Origin of the sequence: Domibacillus sp. PGB-M46 (assembly GCF_022668875.1) — a bacterium.
Lineage (GTDB): Bacteria > Bacillota > Bacilli > Bacillales > Domibacillaceae > Domibacillus.
This window is the reverse complement of the sequence record NZ_JAKGCR010000004.1, coordinates 117,805-132,513: the sequence shown is the minus strand read 5'-3', so window position 1 is coordinate 132,513 and position 14,709 is coordinate 117,805. Positions and strand designations below refer to the sequence as shown.

At 43.7% G+C, this 14,709-nt stretch carries 16 protein-coding genes; 5 read left to right on the top strand and 11 right to left on the bottom strand.

Going from position 1 to position 14,709, the window contains the following annotated elements; all coding sequences use genetic code 11:
- Positions 1–4 precede the first annotated feature (4 nt).
- Both proB and L2D08_RS06545 read right to left on the bottom strand, forming a co-directional pair.
- Complete coding sequence (gene proB, locus L2D08_RS06550) at positions 5–1,120, bottom strand: glutamate 5-kinase (RefSeq protein ID WP_242232951.1); 1,116 nt, start codon at positions 1,118–1,120, stop codon at positions 5–7.
- Between the two features lie 285 nt (positions 1,121–1,405).
- Positions 1,406–2,041 carry an NUDIX hydrolase gene (locus tag L2D08_RS06545; RefSeq protein ID WP_242232950.1) on the bottom strand — a complete coding sequence of 212 codons (636 nt, stop codon included), beginning with the start codon at positions 2,039–2,041 and terminating at the stop codon, positions 1,406–1,408.
- A 222-nt stretch (positions 2,042–2,263) separates the two neighbouring features.
- On the opposite strand from L2D08_RS06545, the gene L2D08_RS06540 reads away from it, so the two are divergent.
- Together L2D08_RS06540 and L2D08_RS06535 are read left to right on the top strand one after the other, a co-directional pair.
- Entirely contained in the window at positions 2,264–3,343 is a 1,080-nt protein-coding gene (locus L2D08_RS06540; RefSeq protein WP_242232949.1) for a branched-chain amino acid aminotransferase, read from the top strand.
- 72 nt (positions 3,344–3,415) lie between these two features.
- Positions 3,416–4,342, top strand: a complete 927-nt coding sequence (locus tag L2D08_RS06535) for an MBL fold metallo-hydrolase (RefSeq protein WP_242232948.1) — start codon at positions 3,416–3,418, stop codon at positions 4,340–4,342.
- Positions 4,343–4,377: 35 nt separating this feature from the next.
- Here the strand turns inward: L2D08_RS06535 and L2D08_RS06530 are convergent, their stop codons facing one another.
- From L2D08_RS06530 to L2D08_RS06510, 5 genes are all read right to left on the bottom strand, one after another.
- Positions 4,378–4,617 carry a hypothetical protein gene (locus L2D08_RS06530; protein WP_242232947.1) on the bottom strand — a complete coding sequence of 80 codons (240 nt, stop codon included), beginning with the start codon at positions 4,615–4,617 and terminating at the stop codon, positions 4,378–4,380.
- Positions 4,618–4,660: 43 nt separating this feature from the next.
- Positions 4,661–4,912: a hypothetical protein gene (locus L2D08_RS06525; RefSeq protein WP_242232946.1), complete on the bottom strand. Its 252-nt coding sequence runs from the start codon at positions 4,910–4,912 to the stop codon at positions 4,661–4,663.
- A 177-nt stretch (positions 4,913–5,089) separates the two neighbouring features.
- Entirely contained in the window at positions 5,090–5,581 is a 492-nt protein-coding gene (locus L2D08_RS06520; protein ID WP_242232945.1) for a DUF6843 domain-containing protein, read from the bottom strand.
- Between the two features lie 76 nt (positions 5,582–5,657).
- Entirely contained in the window at positions 5,658–6,809 is a 1,152-nt protein-coding gene (locus tag L2D08_RS06515) for a tyrosine-type recombinase/integrase (protein ID WP_242232944.1), read from the bottom strand.
- 259 nt (positions 6,810–7,068) lie between these two features.
- Positions 7,069–7,707 (bottom strand): hypothetical protein, encoded by a 639-nt coding sequence (locus L2D08_RS06510; RefSeq protein ID WP_242232943.1) that lies wholly within the window; start codon positions 7,705–7,707, stop codon positions 7,069–7,071.
- Positions 7,708–7,946: 239 nt separating this feature from the next.
- Here L2D08_RS06510 and L2D08_RS06505 point away from each other — a divergent pair, with 239 nt between their 5' ends.
- Entirely contained in the window at positions 7,947–8,294 is a 348-nt protein-coding gene (locus L2D08_RS06505) for an EAL domain-containing protein (protein WP_242232942.1), read from the top strand.
- Positions 8,295–8,711: 417 nt separating this feature from the next.
- Positions 8,712–9,590: a UV DNA damage repair endonuclease UvsE gene (gene uvsE, locus L2D08_RS06500; protein ID WP_242232941.1), complete on the top strand. Its 879-nt coding sequence runs from the start codon at positions 8,712–8,714 to the stop codon at positions 9,588–9,590.
- Between the two features lie 29 nt (positions 9,591–9,619).
- On the opposite strand, the gene L2D08_RS06495 is transcribed toward uvsE, so the two are convergent.
- The 4 genes from L2D08_RS06495 to nagA are packed head-to-tail and all read right to left on the bottom strand — an operon-like array spanning position 9,620 to position 13,000.
- Positions 9,620–10,354, bottom strand: a complete 735-nt coding sequence (locus L2D08_RS06495; protein WP_375337569.1) for an SIS domain-containing protein — start codon at positions 10,352–10,354, stop codon at positions 9,620–9,622.
- Between the two features lie 17 nt (positions 10,355–10,371).
- The gene (locus L2D08_RS06490) at positions 10,372–11,094 is read right to left on the bottom strand and encodes a GntR family transcriptional regulator (protein WP_242232939.1); all 723 of its coding nucleotides are present in this window, start codon (positions 11,092–11,094) and stop codon (positions 10,372–10,374) included.
- Complete coding sequence (gene nagB, locus L2D08_RS06485; protein WP_242232938.1) at positions 11,091–11,834, bottom strand: glucosamine-6-phosphate deaminase; 744 nt, start codon at positions 11,832–11,834, stop codon at positions 11,091–11,093. Before nagB ends, L2D08_RS06490 begins: the two co-directional genes overlap by 4 nt.
- Positions 11,831–13,000 (bottom strand): N-acetylglucosamine-6-phosphate deacetylase, encoded by a 1,170-nt coding sequence (gene nagA, locus L2D08_RS06480; RefSeq protein ID WP_242232937.1) that lies wholly within the window; start codon positions 12,998–13,000, stop codon positions 11,831–11,833. Before nagA ends, nagB begins: the two co-directional genes overlap by 4 nt.
- Before the next feature lie 209 nt (positions 13,001–13,209).
- Between nagA and nagE the strand changes: the two genes are divergently transcribed.
- Complete coding sequence (gene nagE / locus L2D08_RS06475; protein WP_242232936.1) at positions 13,210–14,649, top strand: N-acetylglucosamine-specific PTS transporter subunit IIBC; 1,440 nt, start codon at positions 13,210–13,212, stop codon at positions 14,647–14,649.
- Positions 14,650–14,709: the final 60 nt, after the last annotated feature.

Here is a 14,709-nt window from a genome sequence, read left to right as displayed (position 1 = left end):
ACTCCTAGCTCTCATTTTTTAATGTTACCCAGTTATCGCGGTGAATCACTTCAGCCCGTTCGTTGATGGAATAAGCCTTCGCTTCAGGACCGGGCAGCCCTTTTACTTTTTCCAAATCTACCGATGAGTAAAAGACCTGGCCGCGGCCGATTAATTCACCGCTTTGGCTGCGTATATCTACTACATCCAATGCGTCAAACAAGCCTTCTACAGCCAGGATGCCGACAGGAAGAAGACTTTTCCCTCCTTTTAACACTGCTTTTTCGGCTCCTGCATCTACCGTAACCGTTCCGGTTGGCTTTGCATGAAGAGCAAGCCACTGTTTTTTTCGCTGCATATGCGGCTGCATCGGCGAGCCGATATAGGTGCCGGCCCCTTTTCCTTCAATAATATCAAGCAGCTTTCGTTCGCCCGTTCCGTTGCCAATAAAAACAGAAACGCCAAGAGACTGGGCTTTATCTGCAGCCAGCAATTTTGATTTCATGCCGCCTGTGCCGACAGACGAGCCGCTTCCGCCCGCTGCCTGAAGCATTTCTTCCGTAATAGAGGGAACAAAGTTGAACCGTTTTGCATTTGGATTTGTTTTCGGATTGCTGTCATACAAGCCGTCAATATCCGTTAAAATGACCAGGCCGTCCGCCTGCAGGAAGCCGCTGACAAGTGCCGAAAGCATATCATTGTCTCCGTACGTTAATTCCTCAATCGAAATAGAATCATTTTCGTTGATGATCGGCACAGCCCCGCGGCTTAAAAGTTCACTCATCGACGTGTAGAAATTTTGAAACCTTCCTTTTGAATAAAAATCGCCTTTTGTAAGCAGCATCTGGGCGGTTGTAATGCCTTTTGGCGACAAGTGGGCAATATACCGCTGAATCAATAAGCTTTGTCCGACAGCCGCCGAGGCCTGGCGCGCGGCCATTACTTTCGGCCGCGCGGGATAGCCAAGCGCCCGAAAGCCGGCTGCTACAGCACCGGAAGATACAACAATGACTTCGTGTCCTGCTTGCTTCATCGCCGCAATCGCAGATGTATGATCTGCGATTTTTTCTTCCATAATGTTTCCGCTGTCATCTGTTAAAGAACTGCTGCCAATTTTTACGACAATACGTTGCTTTTTCATCGATTATCTCATCCTTTTCCATAAAAAAAAGCATACCGAATCGTCCATAAAGGACGGGTATGCTTTCCGTGGTACCACCTTTTTTGACGCGAAATTGCGCCCACTCTGCATCCATAACGGGGAAAGACCGGCTTATGTTTCCATAAGCAATGTTGGCTAGGGCAGGTTCTACAGTGCTTTTCCGCAGGAGTTTTTCAGCCGATGAACTCCCTCTCTAATCCGGCAGCTGTCTGTATACTAGTCCCATCATTTTGATATATTTGTTTTTATTATCGTATATTCTAACTATTTGTCAAGCATATGTGGATGAGAACGAAGGATATCAAGGAAATGCTTTAAAATTCGTGCGGTCAGCCCCCATATAATCCGGTTCTCGTAAAGATAAAAATATTCTTCCATTTTCTTCGTCTGCCAGTCATAGTTTTCTCCCTGTGCAATTAAATGATAGGGGAAATTTTCTTCCGGCTCCGGCCTAAGTGCCACGTAGTGAAGCTCCGGCTCCGTTTGCAGCAAAAAGGAAAGCGGTACGGTAAATATTTCACCGACCTCCGCTTCGTTCAGCTGCATACGGGATATGTCAATGAAGCCGGCATAACTGTAAATGACTGTCCCGAACGGCGAAATCATGTAATCAAGAGGAAACAGGATTTCTATATGTTCTGCCGAAATTCCCAGCTCTTCCTTGGTTTCACGAATGGCTGCATGAGCGGGGCTTTCATCACCTTGATCGATTTTGCCGCCCGGAAAGCAAATTTCACCGGGCTGCCGCCGCATTAAAAGGGAACGGACTTCAAAAAGCACATGGAGTTCGCCGTTTTTTTGAATAAGCGGCAGCATGACTGAAAACTTGACTAGGTTTTCACCGCCCAATATATCCGGAGTTCTTTCTCCAAACAAAGCTTTTAGATCGTTTATATTCATTTAACCAGCTCCATTTTTCTTTCAAGCCCCTGATGAGCCGGCCATGATGCCCAAAGGCACATCAGTTCACCTTTTCTTTCTTATCTATTATAGTAGAAAGCAGAGCATATTGAAAAAATTTGATTTTATAGTGTGAAAATATTCTAAAAAATTGTATGATAGAAGAAGTACATACATCAGCCCCTGTGCTGACGAATTTTTACACATGAGGAGTCCTTGAAGATGACACAAGAATTAACCGTACAATTAGCTGACACAAAAAGAGAAAAACCGGATCAATCCAACCTTGGATTCGGCCGTTTTTTTACCGATCATATGTTTATGATGGATTATACGGAAGGCAGAGGGTGGCATGATGCGCGCATCGTTCCATACCAGCCGATTACCCTTGATCCGTCGGCTATGGTGTTCCATTACGGACAAACGGTATTCGAAGGAATGAAAGCTTATTTGACGGATGAAGGAAAAGTCTTTTTATTCCGCCCGGAAAAAAACATGGAACGCTTAAACCGCTCCAATGAACGTCTTTGCATTCCGCAAATTGATGGTAACTTTGTGATTGACGGGTTGAAAAAGCTGATTGAGGTAGACCAGGAATGGATTCCGACAGCGGAAGGCACATCTCTATACGTCCGTCCATTTATTGTGGCTACAGAACCGTTTTTAGGTGTTGCTCCATCGAAAAATTATATTTTCATGATTATCATGTCGCCGGTCGGTTCGTATTACAAAGAAGGAATTGCGCCGGTTAAAATTCTCGTGGAAAATGAGTTTGTCCGCGCGGTAAAAGGCGGAACAGGTGAAGCGAAAACAGGCGGGAACTATGCATCCAGCTTAAAAGCGCAGGAAGCAGCAACAGGAAAAGAATACTCACAAGTGCTCTGGCTTGATGGTGTGGAGAAAAAATACATCGAAGAAGTGGGCAGCATGAATGTATTCTTTAAAATTGACGGGGAAGTGGTGACACCTGCGCTAAATGGCAGCATTTTGCACGGGGTTACTCGTGACTCAGTCATTCAGCTTTTAAAACACTGGAATGTACCGGTCTCAGAACGCCGCATTTCAATCGATGAAGTCGCACAGGCTTACCGTGACGGGAAATTGGAAGAAGCCTTTGGAACAGGCACCGCTGCGGTTATTTCTCCAATTGGTGAATTTTTATGGGGAGAAGAAAAAATGGTGCTGAACGGCGGCCAGACAGGTGAATTGTCAAAACGTATTTACGATACAATTACAGGCATTCAAAAAGGCAAGATCAAAGACGAGTTTGGATGGGTAACGGACGTTCCTGTTTCAAAATAATTCCTATACTTGTACGGATGGAACGAACTGCTCCCTGGGGCAGTTCGTTTCGTTTCAAAAGGAGGCAAAAAAATGACGGCGGTTTCATTAGGGTTTGACTTATCGTTAATTGATTTACACGATTCCGGGTTTGAAGAGCGGACGAGCTGCTATGTGTTTCACGAGTCGAAAAAAGCGATTATTGAAACAAGTGCCAGCCCATCTGTTCCGTTTTTGCTCGATGGATTGAAGGAACTTCAAATACAGCCTGAAGAAATTGATTATGTGATTGTCACGCATATTCATCTTGATCATGCGGGCGGCGCCGGCTTGTTTTTGGAATCCTGCCCGAATGCAAAATTGGTTGTGCATCCGAAAGGCGCCCGCCACCTGGCAGATCCGAGCCGGCTGATTGCCAGTGCAAAAATGGTATACGGTCAAAAATTCGATGAATTATTCGATCCGATTGTGCCGGTGCCGAAAGAAAGAATCATTGAAATGGAAGACGGAGGCGAGCTGGATCTTGGCGGCCGCATTCTGCGGTTTCTTCATACTCCAGGGCATGCGAACCATCACTTTTCGATCTGGGATGAAAAATCGGCTGGTGTGTTTACCGGCGACACAGCAGGTATTCAATATGCCCAGCTAAAAAACAAAGAAACCGAGCTTTTTATGCCGACTACCTCACCGAATCAATTTGATCCACATTTGATGAAGCAGTCTATCGATAAAATGATGGCCCTTCATCCGGAACGATTTTTCTTTAGTCATTATGGAATGAGCGATCAGCCGAAGCAAGCTGCAAGCATGGTTTTGAACTGGCTTGATGTGTATATGCAGGTTTTGGAAAAAAACAGCACAGTCGAAGAAATTGAAACGGTACTCATGCAAAAAGTCCGAGAACAGCTCGAACGGGCCGGAGTTGAGAAGGATCATCCAGTGTATGAACTGCTTACTATCGATCTCAGAGTCAGCGCCCAGGGAATGATCCATTATAAGGAAAAACAGCACTCAAAATGAGTGCTGTTTTTATTTGCATCGAGATGTACGGTTGTTCAACTAGCTATTTCTCGATGCACGAGAGAGCGAATCTCAAGCATGCTTAAAAACGGATATTTTGGAGATGATGGTGCATGCGATCTTCTTGAATTCGCTCTAAATAAAGATTGGTAATGGAAATATATTACTTTTGTTGTTTCGCCGCATACACTTCGATATTGAAAAAGAAGAGACTCGGTTTCTCTCATAATCGGAAGAGTCCATTCTTTTCCGCCTTTTTCTATCACATCCACCAATAAATCATCCTCCGGCTGCCGGCTTCAATCGCTTCTGTATTCTTCATTGTTTTAATCGTTTTGGCAAAACAATCGATAATATAGCGCGCTTCCTTTCTTGTGAAGATAGCTTGCGCATGACGGTCCGGTTTTCTTTTAAAAGGCCGATCGCCAAAAAACACTCTAAAGATTCTTCGTCTCTACAGTGGGCAAGAGACAAGTTGCGCTCTTTATCAAGCATATGCTCTTTTGATTGATGCAGCTGTAATAACGCTTCATGTAAGGCTGAAATCGCCGGCAGATTCATGTTTTTCAATTGTTTACTGTAAAATAATTATGTGAAGTCCGTATAATTTATAATTATCTGGATATAAAAATAGAAACCCTTGTATATCAAGGGTTTCTGGTGTTTTTTTGCGTTATTTTTTGTTTTAGGTGACCAAAAGGGGACCGAAATATAAAAAACGTTGGCTTCCTTTAATGTTAATATTGGTCAATTTACTCCATAGTATTTTTCTGTTACTTCCGAAAGAACTAAATCTAAATTTTCAGTACCCATCCCTTTACCGAATTCTGCAAATTCTTGACTGCATCCACTTTTTTTAACCTCGACTCCAGTGTACTTGATGTCAATTTTATTCGCACTATCCGGATCACTTTCATATCCGCCAGTTCCAATTCCTCTAATACACTCTTCGTCAATCTTGGTTCTTTGGCCGTTTGTATCCACGTAATAGTATTTATCTGTTATTGTCCCATAATCCATATCCGGGGTAGAGGTGACGAAGTACCCCTCCTTATTTATAGTATAAATCTCGTAATCGCCTTCTTTTTTAACTTCGGGGGCGTTCTTTACGTTATAAAATGCATAAACATACCCCTCATAGCCTTCTGGTATCAGATAAATATCATTTGTTGCATCATTAAAGGTACAGCCCGCCAAAGTAGAGAGAGAAAAAAGGGTTGCAAGTAATTTTGTTTTCATTACTTTCCTCTTCATTCTGGTTCATTTATTCTAAAATTGATTACGGTTAAATTTTTGCACTAACAAAGTTAAAACTTTAAAAGATGCTCGTTAATTTCGTTACCGCTTCTTGCTCGTTTTCCTTCGTTAAATGCGAATACGTGTCGATAGTCAATGTGATTGTACTGTGACCCATCCGTTCTTGAATGACTTTAATATTAACACCTTTCGATAATAAAAGGGAAGCATGGGTGTGGCGAAGATCGTGGAATCGAATCCGCTTCATGCCATGGTTCTCTGTAAAGTTGTGAAAATATTTTAAGAATGACTGCGGAAGATGCGGGTATCCATCCGGCCGGCAGAAAATTAAATCCATTCCTTCAATCCCACGCCATTCGGATCCATACATCATCCGGTTCTTTTTCACTTCTTTCATATATCCGCGCAGCTCTGCCATATAGTCAGCTGACATCGGGATTACACGTTTCTTTTTATTCTTAGGGGCGCCCAGGTAATAGATGTCTTTTTTCGTATCGTGAACCAGCGTATGCTTAACTGTAATCGTATTATCCGAGAAGTTTACATTCTCCATCGTTAAGCCCAGAATCTCTCCAAGGCGCATTCCGGAAAGAACAGCCATCTTAATAACCAGCCGGTGTTTTGGCATTGCTTCTTCAAGCAGTTCAAACAGCTGCTTTACTTCCTGCTCACTATAGAAGAGCATTTCTTTCTTTTCCTGCTTTTTCTTTTTAATGGTTGCCGCAACGTTTTCAGGCATCAAATCCCATTCAACCATCTTCTGGAGCATCAAGCGGTTCATCTTCATTTTGTAATCAGCAGATTTCTCATCTAAAGCCGTTAAATGATTCATGAACTCGACAATGTGGAATTTCTTCAAATCCTTCAGTTTAATATCTCCAAAAAACTCAACAGCAGGCTGAATGTTCTGCTCATACGTCTTTTGCGATTGGAAGGAAAGATGTGATACATGGTTCTCGAGCCACAATGCAACTGCTTCCCGGTATTTAAGATTATTTGTATCAATCGGGCCGCTGGTTGCTACTTCAATTTCAAATTCGGTGATTGCTTTTTTAATAGCACGATCCGAAAGAGTTTTCAGTGCAACAGTCTTTTTGCGCCGGATTCGTTTACCACGCTCGTCATATCCTAATTCAACGGTTATCTTTATGCGGGGAAGTTCCGACTTGTCGTTTGGATTTTTCTTATCTAAAACAATATAACTCGACATAAGGACATCTCCTCTCATGTACTAAACGGTCATCCCTATGAGAAAACCCTACAATAAATTGTAGGGCGCTGTCAAAATACTTTTGAAAAAGCCCCAAAGCTGTCGGCAATGTCGGCTTTGGGGCTTTACAAATAAAAGTTATTTTTTTTTACTGTTAATACGGCCAGGTTTAACGGAATTCTCTTTAAAAATCGAAGGATCCGGTTTTCTAGGCGGAGGAGGGGTTTTTTTACTGTTTTGCGGACCGGTTTTTCTAGAGTTATTTTGGATCATTAACATTCTCCTTTATATCTTTTTCTTTAGGTATCGCTGGATCTTCGGGTGTACTCGGATCAACAATTTCAAACTTTTGAACATTTGCATCCTTTTCAAGAAAGGTGGGGACATAGAACATCAAAGAAATTAAAATAGTAACCGCTAAAACAATTATACCAATATGTGCGTTGCCCATATTTTTTGTTCTTTTCTCGTTGACCTCCATATTATATGTACCTATCTCAATATAATATTCAGTCATAGATTTTTCGAACTCACTATCAGGATTTCCTTCGGCTTCGGGATAATCATTGTAATACTTTACTAAATCTTGATAGTAAGAATTTAGTATCTGAGAAGAAGGTATTCTTTTATAAGGTGCTCCAAGTAAGTGTATTAACAAAATCACAATTATATAGATAGAAGTAGCTACCGAAAAGATTAGGGAGGTGTAAAAAATCCAAAAGAAATCAGAATAAAAATATTTAGTATATTCAATGGAGCCGGCATTTTTAATGCAGTATAGCAAAGCAGCTACTAATAAGGTCACAATTGTAACGTTTGTGGAGAAACGGTTTTGCAGATACTCTCTCAATTCAAGCTCTTTATGATAATTTTCTTTAAAAATTTCTATTCTATCCACTTATTTAACCTCTTTACCTTAAATTATTCTGAGACTAACTTTCCAATTCCATCTATAATGCTTTTTACTATTGTATGAAAAAATTTGATTTTTTTGAAAAAAAAATTAAAAAAGACCTGTTTTAACTGGTCACAGACTGTAGACAAAGTGGTTCTGGAACCGCTTTATCTTTTTTATGGGTTTGGACAGTCCTATTCAAGCTGGCTGCACATAGACAGAAACGGACATTCCACACAATAATGAGAATTAAGCGCATACTGCTGGGTGCCCGAACATCAATTAATGATTTTGGTACAGGCTATTCTTCACTGGGCGTCATAAAGACTTTACCGATTGATATGATCAAGATAGGCAAATCGTTTATTGATAGTCTGAGTGATCCGGCTGATCAAGATTTGTTAAAAGCTATTATTGGAATAGGCAAGAGTCCGGGCCTCCAGGTGATTGTGGAAGGAGTTGAAGAAGAACAGCTGATAAATATGCTTCTTGAATATAATTGCCAGTTTGCACAAGGTTATCTTTTCGGAAAACCAAGGCCTAGTGAGGGATTCGAAAAATTACTCTCTGGCCAGCAGAGAATTGTGTAGATAAAAAACAGCCCCTTTAAGCTTTATTAACTTAAAGGGGCTGTTTTATTTGAAGAAAATGGCGCTTTTTTATTATAGGATCACAATAAATTAAAATGAAAAACAGGATTCAGAATCACAGCCATCCCAAAAGTGACCTGGGTGATCACAGGTGACCAGATAATTGAAAATAAATCAAATGAACGAAACGGTTGTTTCGATTATCGCTTAAAAACGTTTATATAAAAGCATCTATTGAGTGTGCTTCAGAACGATGAAATTAGCTGAAATCTATTATGCATATTTTAAAGTTATCTTCACTTATAGTATAGCCAATTCTTTCTTGTCGGAAAAGCGTGAATTCATGTATAGTGAAGCGGTTCATCCCCGGGCGGTTAGGGAAAAGATAAAGAAACGAAACCAAAAAGGAGTTTATCTATGCGAATCGGATATGCTTGCATCAATATGTCGATGCCATCCAAATTTAAAACGTGCCGGCTGAAAACAGCCGAAACTGAAGGAATGGCCAAAATAAAAGAACTGGCGCTTCATAACTTAAATGAAACGCTGGAAATCATAAAATGGAATGTGGCCAACCGGATTTATTTTTACCGGATGAGCAGCAACCTTATACCGCTCGCCACCCATCCGGTGGTGACATGGGAGTGGGGGAAAGATGAAGATGTTTTAAAAATTACCGATGAAATCAAGGAACTGGCAGCTGAATACGATGTTCGTTTATCTGTTCATCCAGGCCAGTATACATTAATCAATTCTCCTAACGAGGAAGTGGTGCAAAAGTCGATTTTAGACTTGATTCACCATCAGGAACTCTTGGATCTTACCGGCGGACGCGATATGATTTTGCATGTCGGCGGTGCGTATGGAGATAAGGAATCAGCAAAGAAACGTTTTGCCGAAACGTTTAATCAGCTTCCGGAAGCGATCAAACAAACAATGCGGATTGAAAATGATGATAAGATTTTTACCATCCATGATGTGCTTGATGTGTGTGGCGAAACCGGTGCAGCGGCTTGTTTTGATATTCATCATCATGCATGTAACCATGAAGAAGACGCGAAAATTGACGAAGTAATCCAGCGTGCCGTCGACACGTGGCAGCATAAAGAAATCCCGCCGAAAATGCATATCAGTTCCGGACGGGACGGGAAAACAGATCGCGCTCACCATAATTATATTTTAGAAGATGACTGGCGCTATTTTATCGAGCATTTGCCGAATTCATCCATTGATGTGATGGTGGAAGCAAAAATGAAGGAGCTTGCCGTCCTGCAAATACGGGAACAGTATCGTTAAAAAAACGCTCTTCCGCAGGGAAGGGCGTTTTAACGAAGCAGAGGAATCCGTTCTTTATATTGTTCAACCAGCATACGGTTATGTTCATCGGCATCCGGCAGATTGCCGCTTAAAAAAATCGGCGGCTCCAATCCACGTTCAATCATTTTGGCGATCACAGAAGCCATAATGCCATTTAACAGGGCGGCACTGAGCAGGGTGGACGCCGGCCCGAACGGCGCTGGCGCTTTTTTGTCTGATAACAGCGCATCTCCATAAGGAGCGCTGTTATCAATGACAAGATCAGCGGCATCACGCAGGGTCGTTCCTTCCTCGTGCCGGGTCTGGGCTCTTCGGCTATATTCTAAGGAAGTAATAGCGATTGTTTTCACGCCTGCTTTTCGGCCGCGAAGCAAAATGTCGATCGGAACCGGGTTAATGCCTGATGTGGATACGACAATCAGTACATCTTCCGGCCGAATATCGAGCTGGTCCTCCAAAGAAGCAATATAGCCGTTTTGGCGTTCAAATGTCGAAGAGCGCACGGCTCCTTTATGAAGCATCACATCTTCTAAAAAAATCGGCTGAATGCAGGCGAGCCCTCCAGCCCGGTAAAACAGTTCCTCCGCCAGCATGTGCGAATGCCCGCAGCCGAATACGTGAACAATACCTCCTCGCCGGACACTTTTGACAATCCATTCAGCAGCAATATCCGCCTGGCTTGTTTGTTTATGCGCTGCATCAACAAGCATATCCGCAACTCTGTGAACATATTTTAAGTACATCATCATATCCCGCTCCTTTACCGGTTTATGTCGATCGTGAACTTGTAGCGGTCCGCGCGGTAGGATGACTTCACATATTCAAGGGGTGTACCGTCTTTTAAGAAGGTATGCCGTTCAATGAGCAAAACAGGCGCTCCTTTTGGCACAAGCAGATGCGGCCGCTCTGCTTCGCTGACGATCGCAGACTCCATTGATTGAACGGCACGCCCAATCTCAAGGCCGAGTTCTTCTTCTATATGGTGGTAAAGAGAAGCCGTAATAATGGCTTCGCTTAAGCCTTTGATTAAGTTGGCAGACATATATACAGTCTCCAGGGCCATTGGCACTTCATCAGCCAGCCGGATTCGTTTGATTTCATACACAGGCGCATGTTCAGCGAGCGACAGCCGGTCTGCCACTTTTTTGTCCGCCGGCACAATTTGAAATGCAAGCAGTGTGCTGCCAGGGACCATTCCCCGCGATCTCATATCTTCGGTAAAACTCGTGAGTCCAGAAAGGTTTTGTTCTAATTTTTGTTCTGCCACAAACGTGCCGCGGCCTTTTTGCCGGTACAGCAGTCCTTCGTTTACGAGGTTTGTAATGGCCTGCCGTACGGTCATCCGGCTGACATCAAGCTGCTCGGCATACTCCCGTTCAGAAGGAATGAGGTCACCAGGCTGTAATTCACCCGTATCGATTTGCTGGCGAATCACATGTTCAAGCTGATAGTAAATTGGCACAGGCGAGCGTTTGTCAATCATATCGTTTTTCCTTCCATATTCGACAATGAAAGCGCTTCGTTGTCTGCTATTATTGTAACACATGGGTGAAGGTGCAGTACAGACGCCGGGAAATCTTCTGAGATATTTCCTGAAAACAAGCGCGCGACTGCTTCTGCTTTTCGCAAGCCTGAGGCAAGCAAAAGAATCTCACGGCTTTTCATAATAGATGCAATTCCCATTGTAATCGCCTGCTTCGGAACTGCTTCTGCCGATTGGAAAAACCGGGCGTTTGCCTGCCGGGTAGAATCGGTCAGTGTCGTCACATGGGTGATTTGGTCGAAGGATGTGCCTGGCTCGTTAAAGCCAATATGCCCGTTTTCGCCGATGCCGAGCACCTGCACATCGATTTCTTTTTTATCAATGAGCGCTTCATACCGGGTACACTCATTTTCTAAAAGAGACGCTTCTCCATTAGGTATATGGATATTTTCAAATGGGATATCAACATGCTGAAAAAAGGTTTCCTGCATAAAAGAATGGTAGCTGTTCGGATCAGACGGCGGCAGTCCGATATATTCATCTAAATTAAAGGTCGTCACATGCCGAAAGGAAATGCCTTCATTTTGATGTGCAGAAATGAACTGCTCGTACATCCCTTTCGGTGTAGATCCTGTCGCCAGGCCGATAACAGGAGCGGGAAGTTTTTTGATCTTTTTTATTAAAACATCTGCGGCTCGTTTGCTCATTGCTTCATAGTCGGAAACGCGGATGATCTTCATTTTTCCCTCTCCTTTTCGAATGCCACAACGCCGCGGCAAATCGTTTTTTGTACACAAAACTGTCCATCGTACACGACAAGGTCGGCGTCTTTTCCTGGTGCAATACTTCCTTTTCGCTCGAACAGCCGTACCTGCTTAGCTGGATTTTCAGCGGTCATTTTAACAATATCCCGTATCGTGCAGTCCGTAAACTTCCGCATGTTTTGAATGGCTCCCTGCATAGATAACGTGCTGCCGGCCAGGGTACCGTCTTCAAGAACAGCCCTCCCGTTTTGGACGGTGACCGCCTGTCCGCCAAGCTCATACTCTCCGTCCGGTACGCCTTTAGCGCGCATAGAATCCGTAATCAATATAGTCCGGTCCGCTGTTTTTTGTTCGAAGGCAAGACGCACCATCTGCGGATGGATATGAATGCCGTCCACGATCATTTCCACATAAAGCCCGCTGTGAAGCAAGGCACCTCCGGCAGTACCGGGTTCACGGTGGTGCATGCCCCGCATTCCATTATAGAGATGGGTGATATGGGTCAGTCCGGCTTCGGCCGCCCTGCAGAGTTCATCAAATGTAGCATCGGTATGGCCGGCGGATGCGGTAACACCTGATTGTGTTAAATAAGCGACAAGGTCCATTCCGTATTTTTCTTCGGGTGCCAGTGTAACGAGGCGGACCTTTTCACCGGAGAGCGTATTCCATTTTTGAAACTGCTCTACGTCCGGCTTCTGAATCGCTTCACGCGGCTGGGCGCCAGGGTGTTTTGGAGAAATAAAAGGGCCTTCTAAATGAATACCCGCTATTTCTGCTTCACCCGGCTTTTGTTCATAATGTGAAAAGCAGTTTAGCGCTTGTTCAATTGCTTCTTTTGCTTGTGTCATAGTCGTCGGCAAAAAAGTGGTAGTGCCTTCGGATGGAAGATACGCCGCCATTTTATGCAGGGAAGCCTGTGTGGCATCCATTGTATCGGCACCGGCTGCACCGTGAATATGAATGTCAACGGCTCCAGGCAGAATCATTGACTCAGCAGAAGTGGAAATAGACGGCACGTCAGATGGACACGCTGACAAGGGGCCTGCAGCAGCAATTTTCCCGTTTGTTATATGAACAAATCCAGGAGAAAATACTTCGTTTTCTGCATAAACGGAGCCGCCTTTTATCACATATTCCTTCATTTTACAGCACCTCATTTTGTATATGTTTAATTTCAGTGTAACCGATTAAAAACTAGTTGTCTATACCAATTGTCAGCTTTATTCTCAAAATTTACGGGGTTATACTTTTAAAATTTCATTAATTGGTATAGACATCTATACTTAACGCGTGATAAAGTGCTGTTAACGAAACCGTTTTCTAATTTACTTTTTAAGGGGGATGGATATTCATGATGAAATATCTGCAAAATATTGGCCGTTCGTTAATGCTGCCGGTAGCTGTACTTCCGGCTGCCGCGATTTTGATGGGAATCGGCTACTGGATTGATCCGGCCGGATGGGGAGCAGACAATGCGGCCGCCGCTTTCTTAATTAAAGCGGGATCGTCCATTATTGATAATATGGCGATTTTGTTTGCAGTCGGGGTTGCGCTTGGCATGTCAAAAGACAAAGATGGATCGGCAGCGCTAAGCGGGCTGGTTGCTTATCTCGTAGTTACTACACTCCTGTCAACCGATTCGGTGGCCATGCTGCAAGGGACGGACCCTGAAAACGTCAATGCGGCATTTGAAAAAATCGGGAATCAGTTTATCGGTATTTTATCGGGTATTGTGGCTTCTGTGATGTATAACCGGTTTAGTCATGTGCAGCTTCATGATGCGCTTGCTTTTTTCAGCGGCAAACGTCTCGTGCCGATTATGACGGCGGTGGCGATGCTTGTTATCTCCGGTGTATTGTTTTTTGTCTGGCCTGTTATCTTCACAGCACTCGTCTCATTTGGAACGGCGATCAGCAAGCTTGATTTTATTGGTGCCGGCTTGTACGGCTTTTTCAACCGTCTCCTGATTCCAACCGGTCTTCACCACGCTTTAAACTCTGTTTTTTGGTTTGATGTAGCGGGGATTAATGATATCGGCAATTTTTGGTCCGGAACTGGTGAAAAAGGTGTAACTGGGATGTACCAGGCGGGATTTTTCCCGGTGATGATGTTCGGTCTTCCGGCTGCGGCGCTGGCGATGTATCATACAGCCAAAACGAAGCGGAAAAAGCAGGCTGCGTCTCTATTGCTTGCGGCTGGATTCGCGTCCTTTTTCACTGGTGTGACAGAACCGCTGGAATTCTCCTTTATGTTTTTAGCACCGGCGCTATATGTCGTGCATGCGGCATTGACCGGGCTGTCTCTTGCAGTAGCTGCGTTTTTCCACTGGACCGCAGGCTTCGGCTTTAGTGCAGGGCTTGTTGATTTTGTACTCAGTTCAAGGCTGCCGCTCGCCAACATGCCGTATATGCTGCTTTTACAGGGTCTTGTCTTTGGCCTGATTTATTACGTTATGTTCCGGTTTTTAATTCAAAAGTTTGATTTGAAAACACCGGGGCGGGAAGAAGAAACAGCACAAATTGAAGATACTGCTTCAGGAAGCCGATTCGTGAAAATGGCAGCCGTCATTTACGAAGGGCTGGGCGGTGACGCCAATGTTGTTTCCATTGATAACTGTGTGACCCGTCTGCGCGTTGAAGTCAGAGATATGAAAGCAGTAGACGAAGTAAAAATCAAATCAACCGGTGTGCCGGGCACCCATATTGTAGGCCCGAACAGTATTCAAGTCATTGTCGGCACGAATGTACAGTTTGTGGCGGATGAAGTTGCCCGTATACGAAATAAGGGATGATAAAAAAGCCGCCTGTTGGCGGCTTTTTTATCATTATTTCAATGCGCGGCAGGATTGGCA

Coding starts and splice junctions, on each gene's coding strand:
- proB (WP_242232951.1), bottom strand. CDS start 1,120: ATGAAAAAGCAACGTATTGTCGTAAAAATTGGCAGCAGTTCTTTAACA.
- L2D08_RS06545 (WP_242232950.1), bottom strand. CDS start 2,041: ATGAATATAAACGATCTAAAAGCTTTGTTTGGAGAAAGAACTCCGGAT.
- L2D08_RS06540 (WP_242232949.1), top strand. CDS start 2,264: ATGACACAAGAATTAACCGTACAATTAGCTGACACAAAAAGAGAAAAA.
- L2D08_RS06535 (WP_242232948.1), top strand. CDS start 3,416: ATGACGGCGGTTTCATTAGGGTTTGACTTATCGTTAATTGATTTACAC.
- L2D08_RS06520 (WP_242232945.1), bottom strand. CDS start 5,581: ATGAAAACAAAATTACTTGCAACCCTTTTTTCTCTCTCTACTTTGGCG.
- L2D08_RS06515 (WP_242232944.1), bottom strand. CDS start 6,809: ATGTCGAGTTATATTGTTTTAGATAAGAAAAATCCAAACGACAAGTCG.
- L2D08_RS06505 (WP_242232942.1), top strand. CDS start 7,947: ATGAGAATTAAGCGCATACTGCTGGGTGCCCGAACATCAATTAATGAT.
- uvsE (WP_242232941.1), top strand. CDS start 8,712: ATGCGAATCGGATATGCTTGCATCAATATGTCGATGCCATCCAAATTT.
- L2D08_RS06495 (WP_375337569.1), bottom strand. CDS start 10,354: ATGTACTTAAAATATGTTCACAGAGTTGCGGATATGCTTGTTGATGCA.
- L2D08_RS06490 (WP_242232939.1), bottom strand. CDS start 11,094: ATGATTGACAAACGCTCGCCTGTGCCAATTTACTATCAGCTTGAACAT.
- nagB (WP_242232938.1), bottom strand. CDS start 11,834: ATGAAGATCATCCGCGTTTCCGACTATGAAGCAATGAGCAAACGAGCC.
- nagA (WP_242232937.1), bottom strand. CDS start 13,000: ATGAAGGAATATGTGATAAAAGGCGGCTCCGTTTATGCAGAAAACGAA.
- nagE (WP_242232936.1), top strand. CDS start 13,210: ATGATGAAATATCTGCAAAATATTGGCCGTTCGTTAATGCTGCCGGTA.